Source organism: Mesorhizobium sp. M0410, assembly GCF_040321435.1.
In the GTDB taxonomy this organism is placed as follows: Bacteria; Pseudomonadota; Alphaproteobacteria; order Rhizobiales; family Rhizobiaceae; genus Mesorhizobium.
Genome location: NZ_JAMYRN010000006.1, coordinates 94,496 through 110,878 on the forward strand (window position 1 = coordinate 94,496; position 16,383 = coordinate 110,878).

Genomic DNA, 16,383 nt, shown 5'->3' on the forward strand with positions numbered 1-16,383 from the left:
CCGGATTCGAATCATGGCAACAGCGTAACCGACGGAACGCCTTGCGAGAATCCCCAATCTGGCGACATCTCGGATTTCAACAGATTAGGGTCGGGAGTTGGAGCCCGCGCGTCGTTCGAGCGCGGGCTGAAAGCACGGCCTGGCGATCAGCGGCCGTCCGGCGTGCGCAGGCCGATCCACTTGTCCTTGACGGCGTCGTAATGCTCTTCCGGCCTGTACTTCGTCACGTTGAGAGCAAGGCGGTCTGCCGACAAATGGCCAACCGCCGAGAGGATGGCATAGCTTGCCACCACCACATCGCGTTCGGCGCTGACAAGATTGATCTTGGCGGTGATGAGGGTCGCCTGCGCGTTGAGCACGTCGAGCGTGGTGCGCTGGCCGACATTGCGCTCCTCGATGACGCCGTTCAGGGCAAGCTGTGCGGCTGCGACCACCTGCCGATTGGCCGTGACGCTTTGCTGCGCGGCGGTGTATTGCGACCATGCGGAGGTCACAGCCTGGCGCACGGTGTCGCGGCTGACATCGACCTCGATACGGGCCTGGCTAAGTGATTCCTTTGATTGGCGAACCAGTGCCGAAGTGCGGCCGCCGGAATATATCGGTATCGTCAGTGTCGCGCCGATGTTCGCCGAATTGGTTACGCCATCCTGTGTCGAGGAGAGCGAGCCCGGCGCGGTGCCGCGAATGGCACTCGAAACACCCGCCGACGCCGAGAGCTGCGGCAGCAGCGCGCCTTCGGCAGACTTCACCGAAAACGCCGCCGCGTCGACCAGATGCGCGGTGGCGAGGATGGCCGGATGCTCGGCCGATGCGATCGCGATCGCCGCATCGAGGCTCGACGGCAACAGCTTCGACACCGGCGCAGCCGGCCTGAGCTTGCCCGGCTCGTCGCCGACGACCTGGCGATAGGTCGCAGCACTTGCCAGCGCCGTGGCGCGGGCGGCACTCAACTGCGCCACCGCGGAGGCGCGCTGGGCGTCGGCTTGCGCGACGTCGGTGCGCGTACCTTCGCCGACCTCGAAGCGCGAACGCGCCGCACGCGCCTGCTCGGTCAGGAATTGCAGGTTCTGTTCGGTCAGCACGGCGACCTGACGGTCGCGGATAACGTCCATATAGGCACTTGCCGCGTTGAAGAGAGTGTTTTCTTCGGCGTTGCGCAGGCTTTCGAACGAAGCGCGGACCCGCGATTCGGCGGCCGCCACATTGTTCCTGGTCTGAAAACCGTCAAACAGCGTCTGATCGATCTCGACGCCGAAGTTGCCGGTGGTTATCGAGATGTTTCGGTGCAACCGGTTGCTGTGGCTGGCGGTATAATCAATACTTCCGGAACCGGTGATGGTCGGGCGGTAGCCGGACTTGGCAATAGCAACGCCCTCGTCGGTGACGCGGGCGCCGGCGCGCGAAGAATTAAGCGAGGAATTGTTCTGGTAGGCTTTTGACAGCGCCCCGAGAATGGTTTCGGCCGAGGCGGCCAATGGAGAAAGCGCGGTCGCCGAAACGAGGACGGCGGTAAAAAGCAACTTGCGTACAGACGGCACGTTATATTCCCTCATTCGTTTTGCACGGGAACTGCGCCACGCTGGCTTCTCCTTCTGATCAGCCGGCGCCGCGTTTTTTATCGTTCCCCCGCTGAAAGCCCCAGAAACGCCCGGTTATGCAGATCAGCAACGATTGTTCAAACGCAAGCGATCATGACAACGCCTTCGCTGCAAGGCAAAATCACTCAGAATTCGAAGGCGGGAATGCGTTCGAATCCCGGTAGTGGCTTAATTGCCGCATTAAATGCGCGTCTTCCCGTTACAACCCCCCCAGTCTTAAAAAAAAGCCGGGCTACGCCCGAATTGCCCTGCCCTTCAACGGCGACGAGTCGGCCGCCTTCGGCAAGCTGGTCGAACAGCGCCGCCGGCACCTCGCCGACGCTGCCACCGATCAAGATGACGTCGTAAGGCCCATTGGCGGCATGGCCTTGCGGCAACGGTCCCTGGACCACGGTGACATTGCCGGAACCCAGCGCAGCAAGCGTCGAAGTGGCGGTCTCGGCCAGCGCCGGATCGCTTTCCAGCGCGACGACGGACCTTGCCAGCCGCGACAGGATCGCCGCCGCATAGCCGGTGCCGCAGCCGACATCGAGTGCCGAATCGCTTGGGCCGATATCGGCCAGCTGCATCAGCTTGGCCAATGGCGACGGTTCCATCAGATAGCGCGGACCATCGGCCGTATAGGCAATGCGGATGTCCTCGTCGATATAGGCAAGGTCACGCTGGCCGGGGGCAACAAAGGCCTCGCGCGGCACGACAAGCATAGCCTCGAGCAGCGGTGCGCTGGTCACGTCGGTGGTGCGGATCTGGCCGTCGACCATCTTCACCCGGCGTTCGGCAAAATCAGCGCTCATGTTCCAACCATCCGCTTGCCGCGCAAAGGCCGCGGCTGTTTCGACCGGAACTGAAGCCCCCTGGCGCTGACGCGCGGGAGCTCGGGCATTGGAGGCCTCGCCCGGAATCGAACCGGGGTGCAAGGATTTGCAGTCCTCTGCGTAACCACTCCGCCACGAGGCCTCATTGCTCCCGGCGTTCCACCCGGCTCCAATAGGTTGCGGCGAAAATGCCGTCAAGCGGCCACCATGCATTCCCAACGGTTCTTCCTACATCGAGGCACTGCTTATAAATGCAATGCCATGCTAGCAATAACATATTAGCTTATCGTTAAGGATGATCCTCGGCGACAGGAACCCGAAACCGGCGGCCACGTTGGGCAGAAAGGAGGGTTCCGCCATGGGTCGAGCAGCTACGAAAGACGGCACACCGCGCGGATTGTCGCAGTCTGCAGAGCTTGTGCGCTATGCCATCGATCGCCTCAGCATAGAAGGCGCAAACAGCCTGCCGCCGCGCGACCGGGCGCGGCTGGCATCGGCTACCGCCGTTCTCAAGGAGCTCTGCGAACGCCTGGAAAGCTGTTTCGACCAGCCTCGGTGATGACCACGCCGCTCTCAAACAATTGCCCTGTTTCCCGCCTGTCAGCAGGGCAACCTCAATCCGGCCGGCGGCGTCGCTCCCACCAGACGACGAAGCGGCGCCGGTGACGGCGCACCAACGCGAATTCGTAGGAGAGCACCAGCAATCCGATCGGCACCATCCAGAAACCCAGGATCGGCAGGAAGCCGAGAATGCCGCCGATGATCAGCACGACGCCGATCGCAATCCGGAGGCCGCGCGAGCGCGGCATGGTGAACTGGCGGCCGAAGACCGAGATTTTCCGGGCCGGTGGCTGGTCGTCGCTCATTGCCGTCATGTGAAATATCGATCCGTTTGCTTCAGTAGCACCATCACCCGGAGAAAGCCGCAACGGCCTTTTCCGTTCCGTGACAGGCGAGAGACAGCTCATATGAGAGCGCTTGCCGGCCACTGCCAGGAAGCCTCGCGCCAAAAAGCGTCGAAAAAATGCGAAATGCTTCTTTGCAAAGCCGAAACGGGTTTGCTATAGGCTGCCCCACTCACGCAAGAGCCTCTGTTCCCCGGTAGCTCAGTGGTAGAGCAACCGGCTGTTAACCGGTTGGTCGCTGGTTCGAATCCGGCCCGGGGAGCCACTTAATCCAGAAAAGTCTTGAAACCCAAGGATTGCAAGGGTTTCCGCTTCCCCAGAGATACACCGCGAGATACACTGCGGGGTACCTTGAGCTATGAAGATCGACGTGAAGCACATCCAGAAACGTGGCCTTGCCGGCTGGCGCTATCGGCGCAAAATCCCAAAGAAACTTCAGGCCGCTGCGGGCAAGTTGGAAATCCTCGTTCCGCTCGGGGCTACCGAACACCAAGCTCTAAAGGCGTACCCCAAGGTGCATGCCCGGGCAGAGCAGCAGTTGCGCCTTTGGTCACAGCCGCACCGAGTCTCGCAAGGCGGTGGCCATGACAACGTGCCCTCCCCGACCGCGTTTGAGCAATTCAGGCGGAGCCGTTCGCAGCTCAGGGCGCTTAATCTAGATCCCGAGTGGAGCGGCCCCGAGGATGAGGATGATCCGGAGGCGCTCGCACGTGAGGTGATCGCTGAGCAGATTGCAGGGAAGTACCCCGTGGACCCTGATGGCAATCCTGTCGGCATTGCAGTGGAAGACCGCGCCCTCCTCCATGCGCTTCTGCTCAGCCAGCGCCAACAGCGGCCCGATCCAACTCTCGAAGACGCCAAGCGCCTTTATCTCAAGGAGCGTGTCGGGGACGACGAAACGAAGCAAATGGAGCTTGATCGGGTCTTCAAGCTGGTCGGCGAAGCACTTGGCAAGGACCGCAAACTGTCCAGCCTCAAGCGCGAAGACGCCAAGGAAGTCCGTGACCACATGCTCGACGGTCGCAAGGCGTCTTCTGTGGACCGCTATCTGAACGTCGTCCGCGCGGTGATAAACCATGCTGTCAGGGAGTTTGACCTGGCCGGCGTCATCAACCCATTCATGAATTTGGAAGCTGCGCCGAAGGACAAGGCCGAGCCCGATAAGGACAAGCGCCGCCCCTTCACGCAGGCCGAGGTCACAGCCATAACCGCCCGCATCGCGTACCATGCGAAGGCAGACCTTCAACACATCTGGGCAATCCTAAATGGTACCGGATGCCGCCTCGCCGAGGTCTCAGGTCTTCGTGTTGCGGACGTCCATCTTGACCACGCCATTCCGCACATCACGGTCGAGTGGCACGACGACCGACGCATTAAGAACAAGGTTTCTCGGCGAAATGTGCCGCTGATAGGTGGCGCGCTGGACGCTGCAAAGGAAGCCGTCAAAGCTGCCGGCAGCGCAACGATGCTCTTTCCGACCTACGGGCGTCCCAAAGGCGCGTCCTCAGCGTCTGCCGCCTTGGGCAAGCACGTTCGGGCTTGTGTGACCGATCCGAAGGCCACAACCCATTCGCTTCGGCATCTCATGAAGGACCGATTGAGATTGGCCGGGGTCACCAACTCGGACCAAGACATTGTGCTGGGTCACTCCTCGGGCAGCGTTGGGGAGGACTACGGGGGTGACGAGGCGCGGCTTGAGGTCGCCAGACGGGCGCTTGAGAAGGCACTTGCCTGACCCAGACGTGTTGCGTCGTGGCAACAAATCGGCCCTACCCGCAACTTTTTTCGTGTCACATGTCACAGGATTTTTCCCACATCTGTGGCATGGATTGCTGCAAGTCCCTGAAATCACTGATGCGCGCAAGGGATGTTAGATCCAGTGCGTCTACCAAATAGCTGTTTTTGCTGGTATTTTCTGCTTGCGATAGGCTGATCTCGCTGGCATCTATGCATCACCAAACGACATCGTTGTCATGACGGGACCGGGGACACTCCCCGGCGCAGGGGACCTTTGTGCCCCGTACAGCGGAACCAAAGGCCAGACCGGGGAGGAACCGGGCGGCTCCAGCATCGGGACAACCCCGAGCAAGGCGACTAATCCCGTGAAAGTCCGGGGTCTGGGGGCTTCCTATCGACGGATAGCCAGACACAAAGGCAAAGACCTAAACCCACAATTATCAACCCGCCGCGGGGACTGCGGGCAGCGCACGGGCCCGGGCGATGCCGAATCGCTAGAAGCCGTCACGCAGATCACCTTTCCGCACGGACCGTCCATGCCGGGGCCGAAGTGCCGTTGCTGTAGGAACAAGGCCGCAACAGACGCGGCATCTGAACCATAGGCTACAGACCCGCCCCCTGCACTTGAGCCATGCCCTCGTTTCCTGTCTCCATGAGGGTCCGGAGTGTCCGGCCGGTGATTTGAGGTTCATCGAGGGGTAAATGCATCGCGGGCCCTAGCATCGCGCCAAACGCATGCCGCTCGCCTGAAAAGCTCCGACTGACGGCACCACGAATGACCGCTCCTTGGGCGCCAAAAATAGGCGCTCCGCTCATTTTGCCGGGAATTTTTGCGTTGAAATCGAAGCAGGGTCCCGGGGTGGATACGTCTTTCTGCAAATGGTTCTCGGGAAATACTCGCATCACTTCACCTACAGAGACGAAAAGGTCCATTTCGAACTCTTTGATGACCATTCCGCCCTTACCGTAGTCTAAGGGAATGTCGTTCATCTCCGCATAGCCCAGCGAGTACGCTGCTTCGCCCGGTATGAATGGGTTCAACGACAAACTCAGAGGTTGATGCGCAGCGCCGTGGGGCATCTCTGCGATTTTGCAGATCGCAATGTCCGTCGAGTACTCAAACCTATCCTTCTCATAGACGAGGGGACTTTCCTTCCAGCGGCCCCATAGCCAGTATTTCTGAAAGGAAAAGTACCTAAATCCACGCGTCCCGTAGGCAGGGCTATAGGGGACGATGACGCCGAAATTTAGCGCCTCTGCGAAGACCATTTGGTTCCCCTGTCGCGTCGCACCGTAGCCGCTGTCGAAGGGGTCCATAAGAATGTGGGCTGCGGTCATGACGTAGCCAGAGCAACTAATAACGGAACCGGTCCCGATACACCGAATAAAATCGTCGCCCTCCCTCCAGGCAACGACAGGAACGATACTCTGCTTCATGAGAAAGTCTGCGGGTCCAAAAGAAGCCAGAGCTTCATGTATGTTTCGGCTCGGGGTGGAGGTCAGAAGTTCAATGTTGCCCTCAAATGTGAAATAGTCAGAATCGAAACCCGGCTTAGGCGTCAATTCGAGACCTCTAAGATCAGTGACGCCCCACCGTCCATCTGATCGGCGTGACCACAATGATTTCAGTATTGAAATAGGTGGTGTAATCACCACTTTCTCGCCCCCCTATTTTGCTACCCCTTGCGTAGCCTCGGTTGTAAATCCGATTTCGGCCATTCCTATTCTTAGAACGGATACAGCACCGGCGTCAGTCCTGCCGAATGACCATCATAAGGGTGGATGTACGATTCCGAGATCTTCCAATTCGGCTTAGACGCCACTTGGAAGAAGTAGCCAAACTCTGAACGCCAACGAAATGCTTCCATTTGTCCAAATTGGGCGATCAGCATGACGGCGCAGGCAACGACAGCATCGACAGCGTGGGATAGCGTCCCTTCTTCAAAACTTCCCTCGCGATCATGTTTCACTGCGTTGTACGCCCGATACCAAGGGAGCGATTCCGTTGGACGGGCGCTGTCCCAACCCTCAAATGGTCTCACCTCCTTCATCCACGGATAGTATGGGAGCAAGATTCCAAACTCACCCAGGCGCATCGCATTTTGAAGCGCGACGTAGTTCTGCGTGGTGAATTTACCTGACTGCCCATTCGCCTCAAGCACACCACGCCAATGCATTTCCACTTCAGTGCACGCAAGAATGAGGAGGTTTCTTATCTCGTGCCCGTACACTTTGAAGTTTGACGGCGAAGGGTGAACAGTTTGGCAAATGTCAGTTAGCTTGTGCGTGAGCGAGACTAGCTGCCCGCGCATGACCGCAAGCTGGGACTCTACGGTATTCGAACCCGGGCAATGGTAGACCGCATTTGGGCTACCAACATGCTGATCAACCACTCTAGACATGCGGGGATAGTACTGCCCCGGTTTGAGGTGTGTATGCTCAAAGGCGAAGGGTGCTGACTCTGGAATGAGTTGCGCCAATTTTGTCCCGACAGCATCGAAGACGTCGCGCCCTGACGGAACCACGACGTGCGCTGACTCGTGATTGAGCGGCTCAGGAATACCGATCCGTGTCGCGACTGTTCCATCGAAATGCCACATCCCTTGGCCCTTTCCGTCTTTGTCGGTGCATCCGAAATACCCGCTTGATTGCGCCATAGTCCCCCGCGAAATTCTATTGAGGACAATCTACATCAAATCCCCGATTCTGGCTCCATGAACTGAACCTACGGGGCATCCCCGAGGCTAGAGCGGGGATAGCAACGTCCCCTTCTCCTGGCCGCCGCCTCGAATGCTCTACGGGCATCCTGAGAGGGCATGTCTCCTGCCATGGCGGCCATGCAGGTCTCGACCGCCTGTTTCCATTTGGGGCCAAGCTTGGTCCACTGGAGCTGCTCGGCGGCGCCCTCGTCGTGGCTGAACCCCATAGCGGAGCCCAGGTCGATCCGCCTTGACGTACACCGGAGAGTTGAACCAGTGAAGAGCCATGAGGGGAAGCTAATAGAGGTCGGGAATGTTTGGCAGAAATTTCCGAGCGGGGGATTGGATAACTGGCTCGCGCGAAGCCCCCCGTGCCCCCCGGGCGCCACGTGCTGTTTCGGAATTGCTGGCGAGTTGGGTCATTGGGCCTTGCTCTTCGCCGCTGGTTTGGCGGGCATCGCACCTTCGATGGCTCCAAGCAGCATCTTTCCTATCGCATTAATCGTGCCCATAGATTTGGCCTTCGAAGGAACGCCTTTTCTGTCTAGGGACTTCATCAGCTTGTCGACATCAGCGTGATCGAAATCGATCACAACGTCGCTGTGCGCAAAACAGTTTCTAATCTTTCTGAGCCTGTGTAGCTGCGCCGCCGCACTCGGCTCGACCAGTCCAAGCGCGTGCGCAAGATGAATGCGCGAACTGAAAGTCGCAAGTCCACCCGTTCCTTTGAACAATGCGTCCTTGTTGGTTTTGTTCAGCCCGCTCATGTTCGCTGCCAGCAAGTCGAGCAACTTTTTGTCCAACATGCCACACAGCACAAGAACCTTCCCTGCCGATCCTGCCTTGAGATGCTCGGCAAAACTCAACGCAAATTTCTCACGCTGCTCCTCAGTCAGTCCATCAAAGAAGTTTTTGGCCGTCTTTGCCATGATAATCCCCCACGCCCTTCGTTGAGACTACCAGAGGGACTGCGCGCCTCCTAGCCATCCCATTTGGCCTTCGATGGAGACCGGCCTCATGGAAGATTTGGCCGCGCCTCCTTGACAGTCACAACGAACGTTGACGTTAGACAATGCTTCGGCCACCACCTTGTCAGGCACAACGCTTGAGCTGGACAAAGCCGTGAAACAGTACGTCATCTACACCCGCGTTTTGACGGACTGGCTTTGCGTTTCGTCCGTGCTTATGAAGCAGCTCGCTCACCAGCTGGTTGCAATTGCCGTTGGCGCAACTTTCTGATGTGAATGACCCGACCACTAGCTATGAAGGCGATTTCCGCGCCTTCGCGCGGACCGGCCGCCTGGAAGAAGGTGACCTTGCTTTCCGGCTCGATCATGATGATTTCGCGCAGATCAGTACCGGCGATCATAGCTTCGCGCACGAAGTGGGTCGCGCTCTCCTCCACGACGTCGCAACGGGTGCAGAGGCCTGCGGGCAGGAACAGGCGGGCGTCGCGCGCCTTGAGTTCCAGGCCCTGCCATATCTGCGCACGGGTCAGCTTGGTCTCGCCTCGGGGATTCACCGGAACGGTAGCGGTCGAGTAAATCGTGATATGTCTCCTGGACAGAACGTCGGTGATGGGCCTCAGCCGGCAATTGCGGCCGCATAGTCGCGATAGGAGCGCAACGGTCGGCCCAGCAGCGCGGTCAGCCGATCGACATCGCCGGCATCGGGGACCATGCCGTCCGTGAGGAAGCGCTCGGCCATCAGGCGCATGTCGAGCGCCATCCAGCTCGGCATGAACTGCCGCAGGTTCTGCTCGAAGCCGGCGGTGTCGTCGCCGGGATACGCGATATGTCGACCGAGGACGTCCGTCCAGATGGCTGCGACGTCCGTGCCAGTCAGCGTGTCGGGGCCGACCAGGTTGATGCGGTCGAACGGCAGCGGCGCCGCGGCCTGCTCGCGGCGGATGAGTTCGATCGCGGCGATCTCGCCGATGTCCCGCGCGTCGATCATGGCGATGCCCTTGGCTCCGATCGGCATCGGATAGATGCCGTAGCCGATCACCACGTCCTTGATCGTGATGTCGTTGTCCATGAAGTAGGCGGGCCGCAGGATGGTGGCGTTGAGCTCCATCTGCTCGATCATCCGCTCGACGCCGAACTTGCCCGCGAAATGCGGCACGTTGACGTAGAGATCGCTGTGGATCACCGACAGGTAGACGATCCGCTCGAGGCCGGCCTCGCGAGCAACGGCCAGCGCTACCAGCGCCTGGGTGTATTCGTCGGCCACCACCGCGTTCAGCAGGAAAAGGGTGGAGACGCCGGAGAACGCCTTGCGCAGGGAATCGACATCGAGCAGGTCGCCCTGCACGACATCTACGCCAGTGGGGAAATTGGCCTTCGAGGGATCGCGAACCAAAGCGCGCACATCGGCGCCACGCTTCACGAGCTGTTCGACTACGTTGCGGCCGACATTGCCGGTCGCGCCGGTAACGAGAATGGTCATGGGATTACTCCTGAGTTGAGCCGGATGGCGTCCCACAAAATTAGTGATCCACGTTTGTGTCGGTAGGCATTATATCTGAACACGCCGTCCCACAGGTGGAACACATGGATCTACTTGCCCTTGCTGATTTCAATCTGGTCGCCCGCCACGGGGGCTTCGGTAAGGCCGCCCGCGCTGCCGGGCGCCCGAAAGCCACCTTGTCCCGACGCGTGGCGGAGCTGGAGGCGAGTCTGGATCTACGGCTGTTTGAGCGTGGCGCGCGCGCGTTAAAGCTGACGGAAGAAGGACGCGCGCTTTTCGAGCGCGCGGGCCGGTTGCTTTCCGAGCTCGAAGAGACGACGGCGGCGATCGCCTCAGGCGGCGAAAGGCCGCGCGGCCGGTTGCGGATCAGCGCCCCATTGCTGTTCGCACAGACCGCCATGGGGAAGATCGCCGCCGGCTTCGCCCTGAAATACCCGGGGGTCAGGCTCGAGGTCACGACCGAAGACCGCGTCGTCGACATGATCGAAGAGGGATTTGACCTGGTGATCCGGGTCAATCCGGATCCGGATGAGAGCCTCGTTGGGCGAGCCTTTCTGCGTGATCGGCTGGTGGTCGTGGCAAGTCCTGACCTCGCCCAGCCGGCCGAAGGGCTGGCGACCCCGGCCGTCATGCGTTCGACAGATCGCGGGGCTTGGGACGTGAAGACGCCCACTGGCCGGTTAACAATCGCGATCGAGCCCGTCCTTGCGTTGTCGTCGCTCATCATGGTCCGGGATGCCGTGCGAGCGGGCGTCGGCGCGGGACGCCTTCCAGTGTCGCTAGTGAGCCATGATCTGGCGGACGGAACGCTGGTACTTTGGGGGGATGTCGAGGGACCCGACATTGCCCTGTGGACACTCTATCCCTCTCGGCGGCTGCTGAGCGCGCGCGTCTCCGCATTCCTCGACCATCTGAAACGCGCCTTTCCCATGGGGACACCTGACGAGCTGGCCGCCTATATCGGCAAATGACTCCCAGGAAACTGGCTAACCAAGCTGATACGTTACTCCATAAATCTTTCAGCGTTACTTCACATCCGAATTACGAAATTACGGCGACAGTGCACTTTTTGCGGCGGCATTCAGGGCCTTTCCGCCGCAAATCTCGAATGCGCGTTTTTTAGCCTTCCCTGACCGGCAGCGCCTTTTCCCCGGAATCGACCGCCCTATTTCGCCTCGACAGGTGGGTGGCTGCTTGCTGGACGAGTCCTTGCGGCGAGTACGGCATGTGCTTCGAGGTACCCCACATGAACTTCCACGATCGGCACCTATTGAGGTTGCGGGTGAACGGAGAGGATCACAGCCTTTCCGATCTCGATCCCCGCGTCACGCTGCTCGACCTGCTGCGCGAGCGGCTTCATCTGACCGGAACGAAAAAGGGATGCAATTTCGGCGAGTGCGGCGCCTGCACCGTGCATCTCGACGGACGGCGTGTGAATGCCTGCATGATACTTGCCGTGTCCTGCGAGGGACGCGAGGTTACGACGATCGAAGGGCTGGCAGACGGCGATGCGCTTCATCCCGTGCAGCAGGCGTTCATCGATCATGATGGTTTTCAGTGCGGATTCTGCACGCCCGGCCAGGTGATGTCGGCGGCGGCGCTGATCGAGGAGGGACATACCGGCTCCGATGCCGAGATCCGCGAATGGATGAGCGGGAATCTGTGCCGCTGCTCGGCCTATCCGCAAATCGTCGAGGCGGTGCGCGCAGCGGCCGGGAGGGCGAGCCAATGACCCCATTCGTCTATGCACGCGCCGACAGCCTGGGTGACACGATCGCAGCCGGTGCCGCGCCGGACAGCGCCTTTCTCGCCGGCGGCACCGAATTGCTCAACTGGCTGCGCCTTGGCATTGCCGAGCCGACCCGGATCATCGACATCTCCCGCCTCGACGGGCTGGATCAGGCCGAAACACTGCCCGGCGGCGGCTTGACGATCGGCGCGCTGACGCATCTCAACGATGTCGCGCAGCATGCGTTGGTCGTGCGCGACTATCCGGTGTTGAGCCAGGCGATCCTCAACGCCGCATCGCCGCAGCTGAGAAACCTGGCAACGATAGGCGGCAATCTTCTGCAGAAGACGCGCTGTGCCTATTTCCGTGCCGAAGAGCAGTTGCCATGCAACAAGCGTCAGCTCGGCTCCGGCTGCTCGGCATTGCATGGCATCAACGACAATCACGCGATATTCGGCTGGACCGAGGATTGCGTCGCCACCCAGCCATCCGACCCGGCCGTGGCGCTGGCAGCACTTGATGCGGTCATCGTCACCGCGCACGGCAGCGGCGGCCGGCGCATTCCGGCAGCGGAATTCCACCTGCTTCCCGACACGCGGCCCGAGGCAGACAATGTGTTGCAGCAAGGCGAACTGATCACGGCAATCGAGCTGCCGGCGCCGGCGCCGCGATCGGCTTACCTCAAGGTGCGCGAGCGCGAATCCTACGAATACGCCATCGTCTCTGCCGCCGCTGTGCTGGAGATGGACGGCCAAACTATCCGTCGGGCCGCCCTGGCGCTGGGGTCCGTGGCGCTGCGGCCGTGGCGGCTGAGCGCCGCCGAGGAGCAGCTCGCCGGTGCCGAAATCGGCGATCGCGAGGCGTTGAACACCGCTATCGAGCAATCCTTCGCCCAAGCGCGTCCCTTGTCGCAGAACGCCTACAAGATCGAACTGGCCAAGACCGCCGCTTTGCGGGCGATCGAAAGAGCAGCGAGGATGTCGTCATGATGATCAGCCAGCCTGTTGCCCGCCCTGACGGCGGCGTCAAGGTCACCGGCCGCGCCCGCTATGCGGCCGACTATTTCGCCCCCGACCTGCTCTATGCGGTACTCGTGACCGCGCCCGTTCCGGCCGGCCGCATGACGTCGATCATGGTCGACGACGCGCTCGCCGAGAAGGGCGTCGTGCGTGTGCTCACGCATGAGGACATGCCCAAATTCGGCCGGTTCGCATCGCCGAGGGCCGAGCCCGATACGCAGATGCAGCAGGCCGAAGGCCCACCGGCAGCGCAGAGCTTCATGCCCATGCAGGGCGACGAGATACGTCACGAGGGTCAGCCGCTTGCCATTGTGCTGGGCGAGACGCTGGAGGCGGCGGAGGCCGGTGCCCGCCACGTCGCATTGCGCTTCGAGTTCGCCGAGCCGGAATTGCCGGCACCGCCGAAGTGGACCGCCATCGACAAGGCTGCGGTCGTGCCGAGGGAGAGCGGCTTCCTGTTCCTGGAGCCGACATTTACCAAGGGCGACGTCGACCGCGGGCTTAGCGACGCAGCCGCCATGGTCGAAGCCGTCTACCTGCAGCCGTCGCGCCACCACAACGCCATGGAGCCCTCGGCGACGCTCGCTGAGTGGAACGACGGAGAGCTGACGCTGCACGACGCCACGCAGCACGTCTATGGTGTCCGCCAGGTGCTTGCCGCCCGTTTGAATGTCCCCGCCGGGAAGGTCCGCGTGATTTCCCGCCATACCGGCGGCGGCTTCGGCGGCAAGGGTTGGATCTGGCCGCATCAGGTGCTGGCCGCCGCCGCGGCGCGCATCATGCAGCGCCCGGTCAGGCTGGCGCTGAGCCGCGCCAATGCCTATTCCTGCCTCGGCTACCAGCCGCGCATGGCACAGAAGATCGTGCTGGCTGCGGACAGGTCGGGCAAGCTGACCGCCGTGCAACAGGACGTGGTCAACCTGACCACCGTGAGCGACGATTTCGTCGAGTTCGCCACCGAAGCCTCGAAGGGTCTCTACGCCACGCCGGCCATGCGTCTCAGCCAGCGTGTCGAGCGCGCGAACGTCGCCATGCCGACGGCGCTGCGCGCGCCGGTCGAGGGTCCGGGTACCTGGGCCCTCGAAAGCGCGATGGACGAGCTCGCCCACCGCCTCGGCATCGATCCGCTCGACCTGCGTCTGATCAACCATGCGGACACGGATCCGGCCACCGGCCAGCCCTGGTCATCGAAGAAGCTGCGCGAGGCTTATGAGGAAGGCGCCCGCCTGTTCGGCTGGCGCGAGCGCCCGCGCAAGCCGCAACGCGATGGCGATTGGCTGATCGGCTACGGCATGGCGACCTGTACCATGGGCTGTTTCCGCCACCCGACGCCTGCAGCCGAGGTCAGGCTGCACAGGGACGGCAGAGTGCTCATCCGCACCGGCACCCAGGACATAGGGACCGGAACACTCACCATCTTTCCGCAGATCGCGGCCGATGTGCTGGGCCTGCCGATGGAGAAGATCGAGTTGGAAATGGGCGATACAGAGCTGCCGGAGGCGGGACCGACCTATGGCTCGTCATCGACCATGGGGGTGGGCGCGGCGGTGCTTGCCGCCGCCGAAGATGCGCGTTCGCAGCTTGCCCGTCTTGCCAATCTGCTGCCGGACGAGGTGGAGATGCAGGACGGCAAGATTCGGCGCAAAGGCGCTGCCGGCGGTCAGACGATCGCCGACGTTATGAGGCATACCGACATCGGCGAGATCATCGGCTCCGGCTCGTTCGATCCGGCGCAGCATGGCAAAGGCCTCGCCATGCGCACTTTCGGCGCGATTTTCATGGAGGTCGGCGTCGATCCGGGGCTCGGCCTGCTCAGGCTTCGTCGCGCCGTCGGCAGCTACAGCGCCGGCCGCATCGTCAATCCCCGCACCGCCCGCAGCCAGATGACGGGCGGCATCATCTGGGGCTGGGGCATGGCGGCGATGGAGCAGAGCAGGCACGAACCAGTGCTTGGGCGGTTCCTGTCGAAGAACCTTTCCGGGGTCGCCATTCCGGTCAATGCCGACATTCCCGGCGACATCATAATCCACTTCGTCGACGAGGTGGATGAGCATGCCAGCCCGATCGGCGGCAAGGGCATCGGCGAGCTCGGCGCCACCGGCGTTGCCGCTGCGGTGGCCAATGCCGTCTTCGACGCCACAGGCAAGCGGATCCGGGAGTTGCCGATCACGCCGGAAAAACTGCTGTAGAAGGACCGGCCCGCGCAAGCGTCTGCTCGACGAGGTTGAGGTAATAGCGCATCACCGTCGGCACGATCTCGTCGTTGAAGACGTAGCGGTCGCCATGCAGGCCTTCGCCCGGGCCGACCTCGCCGGCACCGATCCACGCATAACAGCCGCCGGCGTCGCGGATCATGAAAGCGAAATCCTCGCAGCCGAGACTGGGGCTGAACTCGGTCAAGACATTCTCCCGGCCGACGACGGAGGCCGCCGCCTCGACGGCGCGGGTCGTCGCGTCCGCCGTGTTGATCAGCGGCGGATGGCCCTTCCTGTAGTCGAGCCTGGCGTTGAGCGAATACGCGGCGGCAATGCCTTGTGCGATCTCCCCGATCAGCATCTCGCAGTGATCGGAAAGGCCGGGCTCGAAGAAGCGGCAGGTGCCTTGCAGCCAGACCTTGCCCGGCACGATGTTGCCGACATTGCCGCCATGGATCTGCGTGAGGCTGACGACAAGCGCGCTTTGCGGGTCGACCGAGCGGCTGACGATGCGCTGGACGGCTTGCACAAAGGCGCCGGCGGCCAGGATCGGGTCGTCGCCGAGCTGCGGCATCGCGGCATGCGCGCCAAGACCCTCGAAGATCAGTTCGAAATTATCCACGGCCGCCATTTGCGCACCAGCGCGGGCGGCGACCGTTCCCAGCCTGACGCCCGGCCAGTTGTGGACCGCATAGACCGCCTCGACCGGAAAGCGCTTGAACAAGCCGTCCTCGATCATGCGCATGCTGCCGCACTCGTTTTCCTCGGCCGGCTGAAAGATGAAAGTGACGGTGCCGTCGAAGGTGCGCGATTGACTGAGCAGTTTGGCGGCGCCGAGCAGCATGGCGGTGTGGCCGTCATGGCCGCAGGCGTGCATTACTCCTTCTTTCCTTGAGGCATAGGCCAAGCCGGTTTTCTCCAGCACCGGAAGCGCGTCGAGCTCGGCGCGAAGGCCGATGGCGCGTGCGCCGCCACCGCTGCGCAGGACACCGACGACGCCGGTGCCGCCGATCCCTTCATGCACCTCGTCGACGCCGAAGGAGCGCAGCTTCTCTGCAACGAAACGCGCCGTTTCGTATTCATTGAATCCGAGCTCCGGATTGGCATGGATATGGTGCCGCCAGCCTACGACCTCTGGTGTCAGGGCGGCGATGGGGTCATTATGCAGCATGATGCCTCCTTCACGCCGGCAAGGCGGCGCGCTTTGATCCTGCCAG

General features: G+C 61.6%; 15 protein-coding genes, 2 tRNA genes and 1 pseudogene. 7 read left to right on the forward strand and 11 right to left on the reverse strand.

The window, feature by feature from the left end; genetic code table 11:
• Nucleotides 1-146: 146 nt before the first annotated feature.
• The 3 genes from NKI63_RS10335 to NKI63_RS10345 form a co-directional block, all read right to left on the reverse strand.
• Nucleotides 147-1,538, reverse strand: a complete 1,392-nt coding sequence (locus NKI63_RS10335; RefSeq protein WP_352505833.1) for a TolC family outer membrane protein — start codon at nucleotides 1,536-1,538, stop codon at nucleotides 147-149.
• A 185-nt stretch (nucleotides 1,539-1,723) separates the two neighbouring features.
• Nucleotides 1,724-2,392: a protein-L-isoaspartate O-methyltransferase family protein gene (locus NKI63_RS10340; protein ID WP_352505832.1), complete on the reverse strand. Its 669-nt coding sequence runs from the start codon at nucleotides 2,390-2,392 to the stop codon at nucleotides 1,724-1,726.
• A gap of 89 nt (nucleotides 2,393-2,481) precedes the next feature.
• Nucleotides 2,482-2,555 (reverse strand) — tRNA-Cys (locus NKI63_RS10345).
• Between the two features lie 216 nt (nucleotides 2,556-2,771).
• On the opposite strand from NKI63_RS10345, the gene NKI63_RS10350 reads away from it, so the two are divergent.
• Complete coding sequence (locus NKI63_RS10350) at nucleotides 2,772-2,972, forward strand: hypothetical protein (protein WP_352505831.1); 201 nt, start codon at nucleotides 2,772-2,774, stop codon at nucleotides 2,970-2,972.
• A gap of 55 nt (nucleotides 2,973-3,027) precedes the next feature.
• On the opposite strand, the gene NKI63_RS10355 is transcribed toward NKI63_RS10350, so the two are convergent.
• Complete coding sequence (locus tag NKI63_RS10355) at nucleotides 3,028-3,288, reverse strand: hypothetical protein (RefSeq protein ID WP_254818304.1); 261 nt, start codon at nucleotides 3,286-3,288, stop codon at nucleotides 3,028-3,030.
• 220 nt (nucleotides 3,289-3,508) lie between these two features.
• On the opposite strand from NKI63_RS10355, the gene NKI63_RS10360 reads away from it, so the two are divergent.
• Together NKI63_RS10360 and NKI63_RS10365 are read left to right on the forward strand one after the other, a co-directional pair.
• Nucleotides 3,509-3,583 (forward strand) — tRNA-Asn (locus tag NKI63_RS10360).
• A 93-nt stretch (nucleotides 3,584-3,676) separates the two neighbouring features.
• A complete protein-coding gene (locus NKI63_RS10365; RefSeq protein WP_352505830.1) occupies nucleotides 3,677-5,053 on the forward strand; it encodes a tyrosine-type recombinase/integrase in 1,377 nt (458 codons plus the stop codon).
• A gap of 605 nt (nucleotides 5,054-5,658) precedes the next feature.
• Here the strand turns inward: NKI63_RS10365 and NKI63_RS10370 are convergent.
• The 6 genes and pseudogenes from NKI63_RS10370 to NKI63_RS10395 all read right to left on the reverse strand — a co-directional run bounded on the left by NKI63_RS10370 (nucleotide 5,659) and on the right by NKI63_RS10395 (nucleotide 10,202).
• Nucleotides 5,659-6,492, reverse strand: coding sequence for a trypsin-like peptidase domain-containing protein (locus tag NKI63_RS10370; protein WP_352505829.1), 834 nt, complete (start codon nucleotides 6,490-6,492; stop codon nucleotides 5,659-5,661).
• A 290-nt stretch (nucleotides 6,493-6,782) separates the two neighbouring features.
• The gene (locus tag NKI63_RS10375; protein ID WP_352821334.1) at nucleotides 6,783-7,655 is read right to left on the reverse strand and encodes a hypothetical protein; all 873 of its coding nucleotides are present in this window, start codon (nucleotides 7,653-7,655) and stop codon (nucleotides 6,783-6,785) included.
• A gap of 125 nt (nucleotides 7,656-7,780) precedes the next feature.
• Entirely contained in the window at nucleotides 7,781-7,981 is a 201-nt protein-coding gene (locus tag NKI63_RS10380; RefSeq protein WP_352505826.1) for a DUF982 domain-containing protein, read from the reverse strand.
• Between the two features lie 192 nt (nucleotides 7,982-8,173).
• Complete coding sequence (locus NKI63_RS10385; protein ID WP_352505825.1) at nucleotides 8,174-8,683, reverse strand: hypothetical protein; 510 nt, start codon at nucleotides 8,681-8,683, stop codon at nucleotides 8,174-8,176.
• Between the two features lie 341 nt (nucleotides 8,684-9,024).
• A pseudogene (locus tag NKI63_RS10390) lies at nucleotides 9,025-9,306 on the reverse strand (AtaL-like protein); the annotation flags it as partial.
• A 32-nt stretch (nucleotides 9,307-9,338) separates the two neighbouring features.
• Nucleotides 9,339-10,202, reverse strand: a complete 864-nt coding sequence (locus tag NKI63_RS10395) for an SDR family oxidoreductase (protein WP_352505824.1) — start codon at nucleotides 10,200-10,202, stop codon at nucleotides 9,339-9,341.
• Between the two features lie 104 nt (nucleotides 10,203-10,306).
• On the opposite strand from NKI63_RS10395, the gene NKI63_RS10400 reads away from it, so the two are divergent.
• From NKI63_RS10400 to NKI63_RS10415, 4 genes are all read left to right on the forward strand, one after another.
• Entirely contained in the window at nucleotides 10,307-11,194 is an 888-nt protein-coding gene (locus tag NKI63_RS10400; protein ID WP_352821339.1) for a LysR family transcriptional regulator, read from the forward strand.
• Between the two features lie 275 nt (nucleotides 11,195-11,469).
• Nucleotides 11,470-11,955, forward strand: coding sequence for a (2Fe-2S)-binding protein (locus NKI63_RS10405; RefSeq protein ID WP_254818266.1), 486 nt, complete (start codon nucleotides 11,470-11,472; stop codon nucleotides 11,953-11,955).
• A complete protein-coding gene (locus NKI63_RS10410) occupies nucleotides 11,952-12,941 on the forward strand; it encodes an FAD binding domain-containing protein (protein ID WP_352821342.1) in 990 nt (329 codons plus the stop codon). The genes NKI63_RS10405 and NKI63_RS10410 overlap by 4 nt, the downstream gene beginning before the upstream one ends.
• The gene (locus NKI63_RS10415; protein WP_352704567.1) at nucleotides 12,938-15,160 is read left to right on the forward strand and encodes a xanthine dehydrogenase family protein molybdopterin-binding subunit; all 2,223 of its coding nucleotides are present in this window, start codon (nucleotides 12,938-12,940) and stop codon (nucleotides 15,158-15,160) included. Before NKI63_RS10410 ends, NKI63_RS10415 begins: the two co-directional genes overlap by 4 nt.
• On the opposite strand, the gene NKI63_RS10420 is transcribed toward NKI63_RS10415, so the two are convergent.
• On the reverse strand, nucleotides 15,138-16,337 hold the full coding sequence (locus tag NKI63_RS10420) for an amidohydrolase (RefSeq protein WP_352505820.1): 1,200 nt from the start codon (nucleotides 16,335-16,337) through the stop codon (nucleotides 15,138-15,140). The two genes, NKI63_RS10415 and NKI63_RS10420, sit on opposite strands and share 23 nt — an antisense overlap.
• Nucleotides 16,338-16,383 lie beyond the last annotated feature (46 nt).

Coding starts and splice junctions, on each gene's coding strand:
- NKI63_RS10340 (WP_352505832.1), bottom strand. CDS start 2,392: ATGAGCGCTGATTTTGCCGAACGCCGGGTGAAGATGGTCGACGGCCAG.
- NKI63_RS10350 (WP_352505831.1), top strand. CDS start 2,772: ATGGGTCGAGCAGCTACGAAAGACGGCACACCGCGCGGATTGTCGCAG.
- NKI63_RS10355 (WP_254818304.1), bottom strand. CDS start 3,288: ATGACGGCAATGAGCGACGACCAGCCACCGGCCCGGAAAATCTCGGTC.
- NKI63_RS10365 (WP_352505830.1), top strand. CDS start 3,677: ATGAAGATCGACGTGAAGCACATCCAGAAACGTGGCCTTGCCGGCTGG.
- NKI63_RS10370 (WP_352505829.1), bottom strand. CDS start 6,492: ATGAAGCAGAGTATCGTTCCTGTCGTTGCCTGGAGGGAGGGCGACGAT.
- NKI63_RS10375 (WP_352821334.1), bottom strand. CDS start 7,655: ATGTGGCATTTCGATGGAACAGTCGCGACACGGATCGGTATTCCTGAG.
- NKI63_RS10380 (WP_352505826.1), bottom strand. CDS start 7,981: ATGGGGTTCAGCCACGACGAGGGCGCCGCCGAGCAGCTCCAGTGGACC.
- NKI63_RS10385 (WP_352505825.1), bottom strand. CDS start 8,683: ATGGCAAAGACGGCCAAAAACTTCTTTGATGGACTGACTGAGGAGCAG.
- NKI63_RS10395 (WP_352505824.1), bottom strand. CDS start 10,202: ATGACCATTCTCGTTACCGGCGCGACCGGCAATGTCGGCCGCAACGTA.
- NKI63_RS10400 (WP_352821339.1), top strand. CDS start 10,307: ATGGATCTACTTGCCCTTGCTGATTTCAATCTGGTCGCCCGCCACGGG.
- NKI63_RS10405 (WP_254818266.1), top strand. CDS start 11,470: ATGAACTTCCACGATCGGCACCTATTGAGGTTGCGGGTGAACGGAGAG.
- NKI63_RS10410 (WP_352821342.1), top strand. CDS start 11,952: ATGACCCCATTCGTCTATGCACGCGCCGACAGCCTGGGTGACACGATC.
- NKI63_RS10415 (WP_352704567.1), top strand. CDS start 12,938: ATGATGATCAGCCAGCCTGTTGCCCGCCCTGACGGCGGCGTCAAGGTC.
- NKI63_RS10420 (WP_352505820.1), bottom strand. CDS start 16,337: ATGCTGCATAATGACCCCATCGCCGCCCTGACACCAGAGGTCGTAGGC.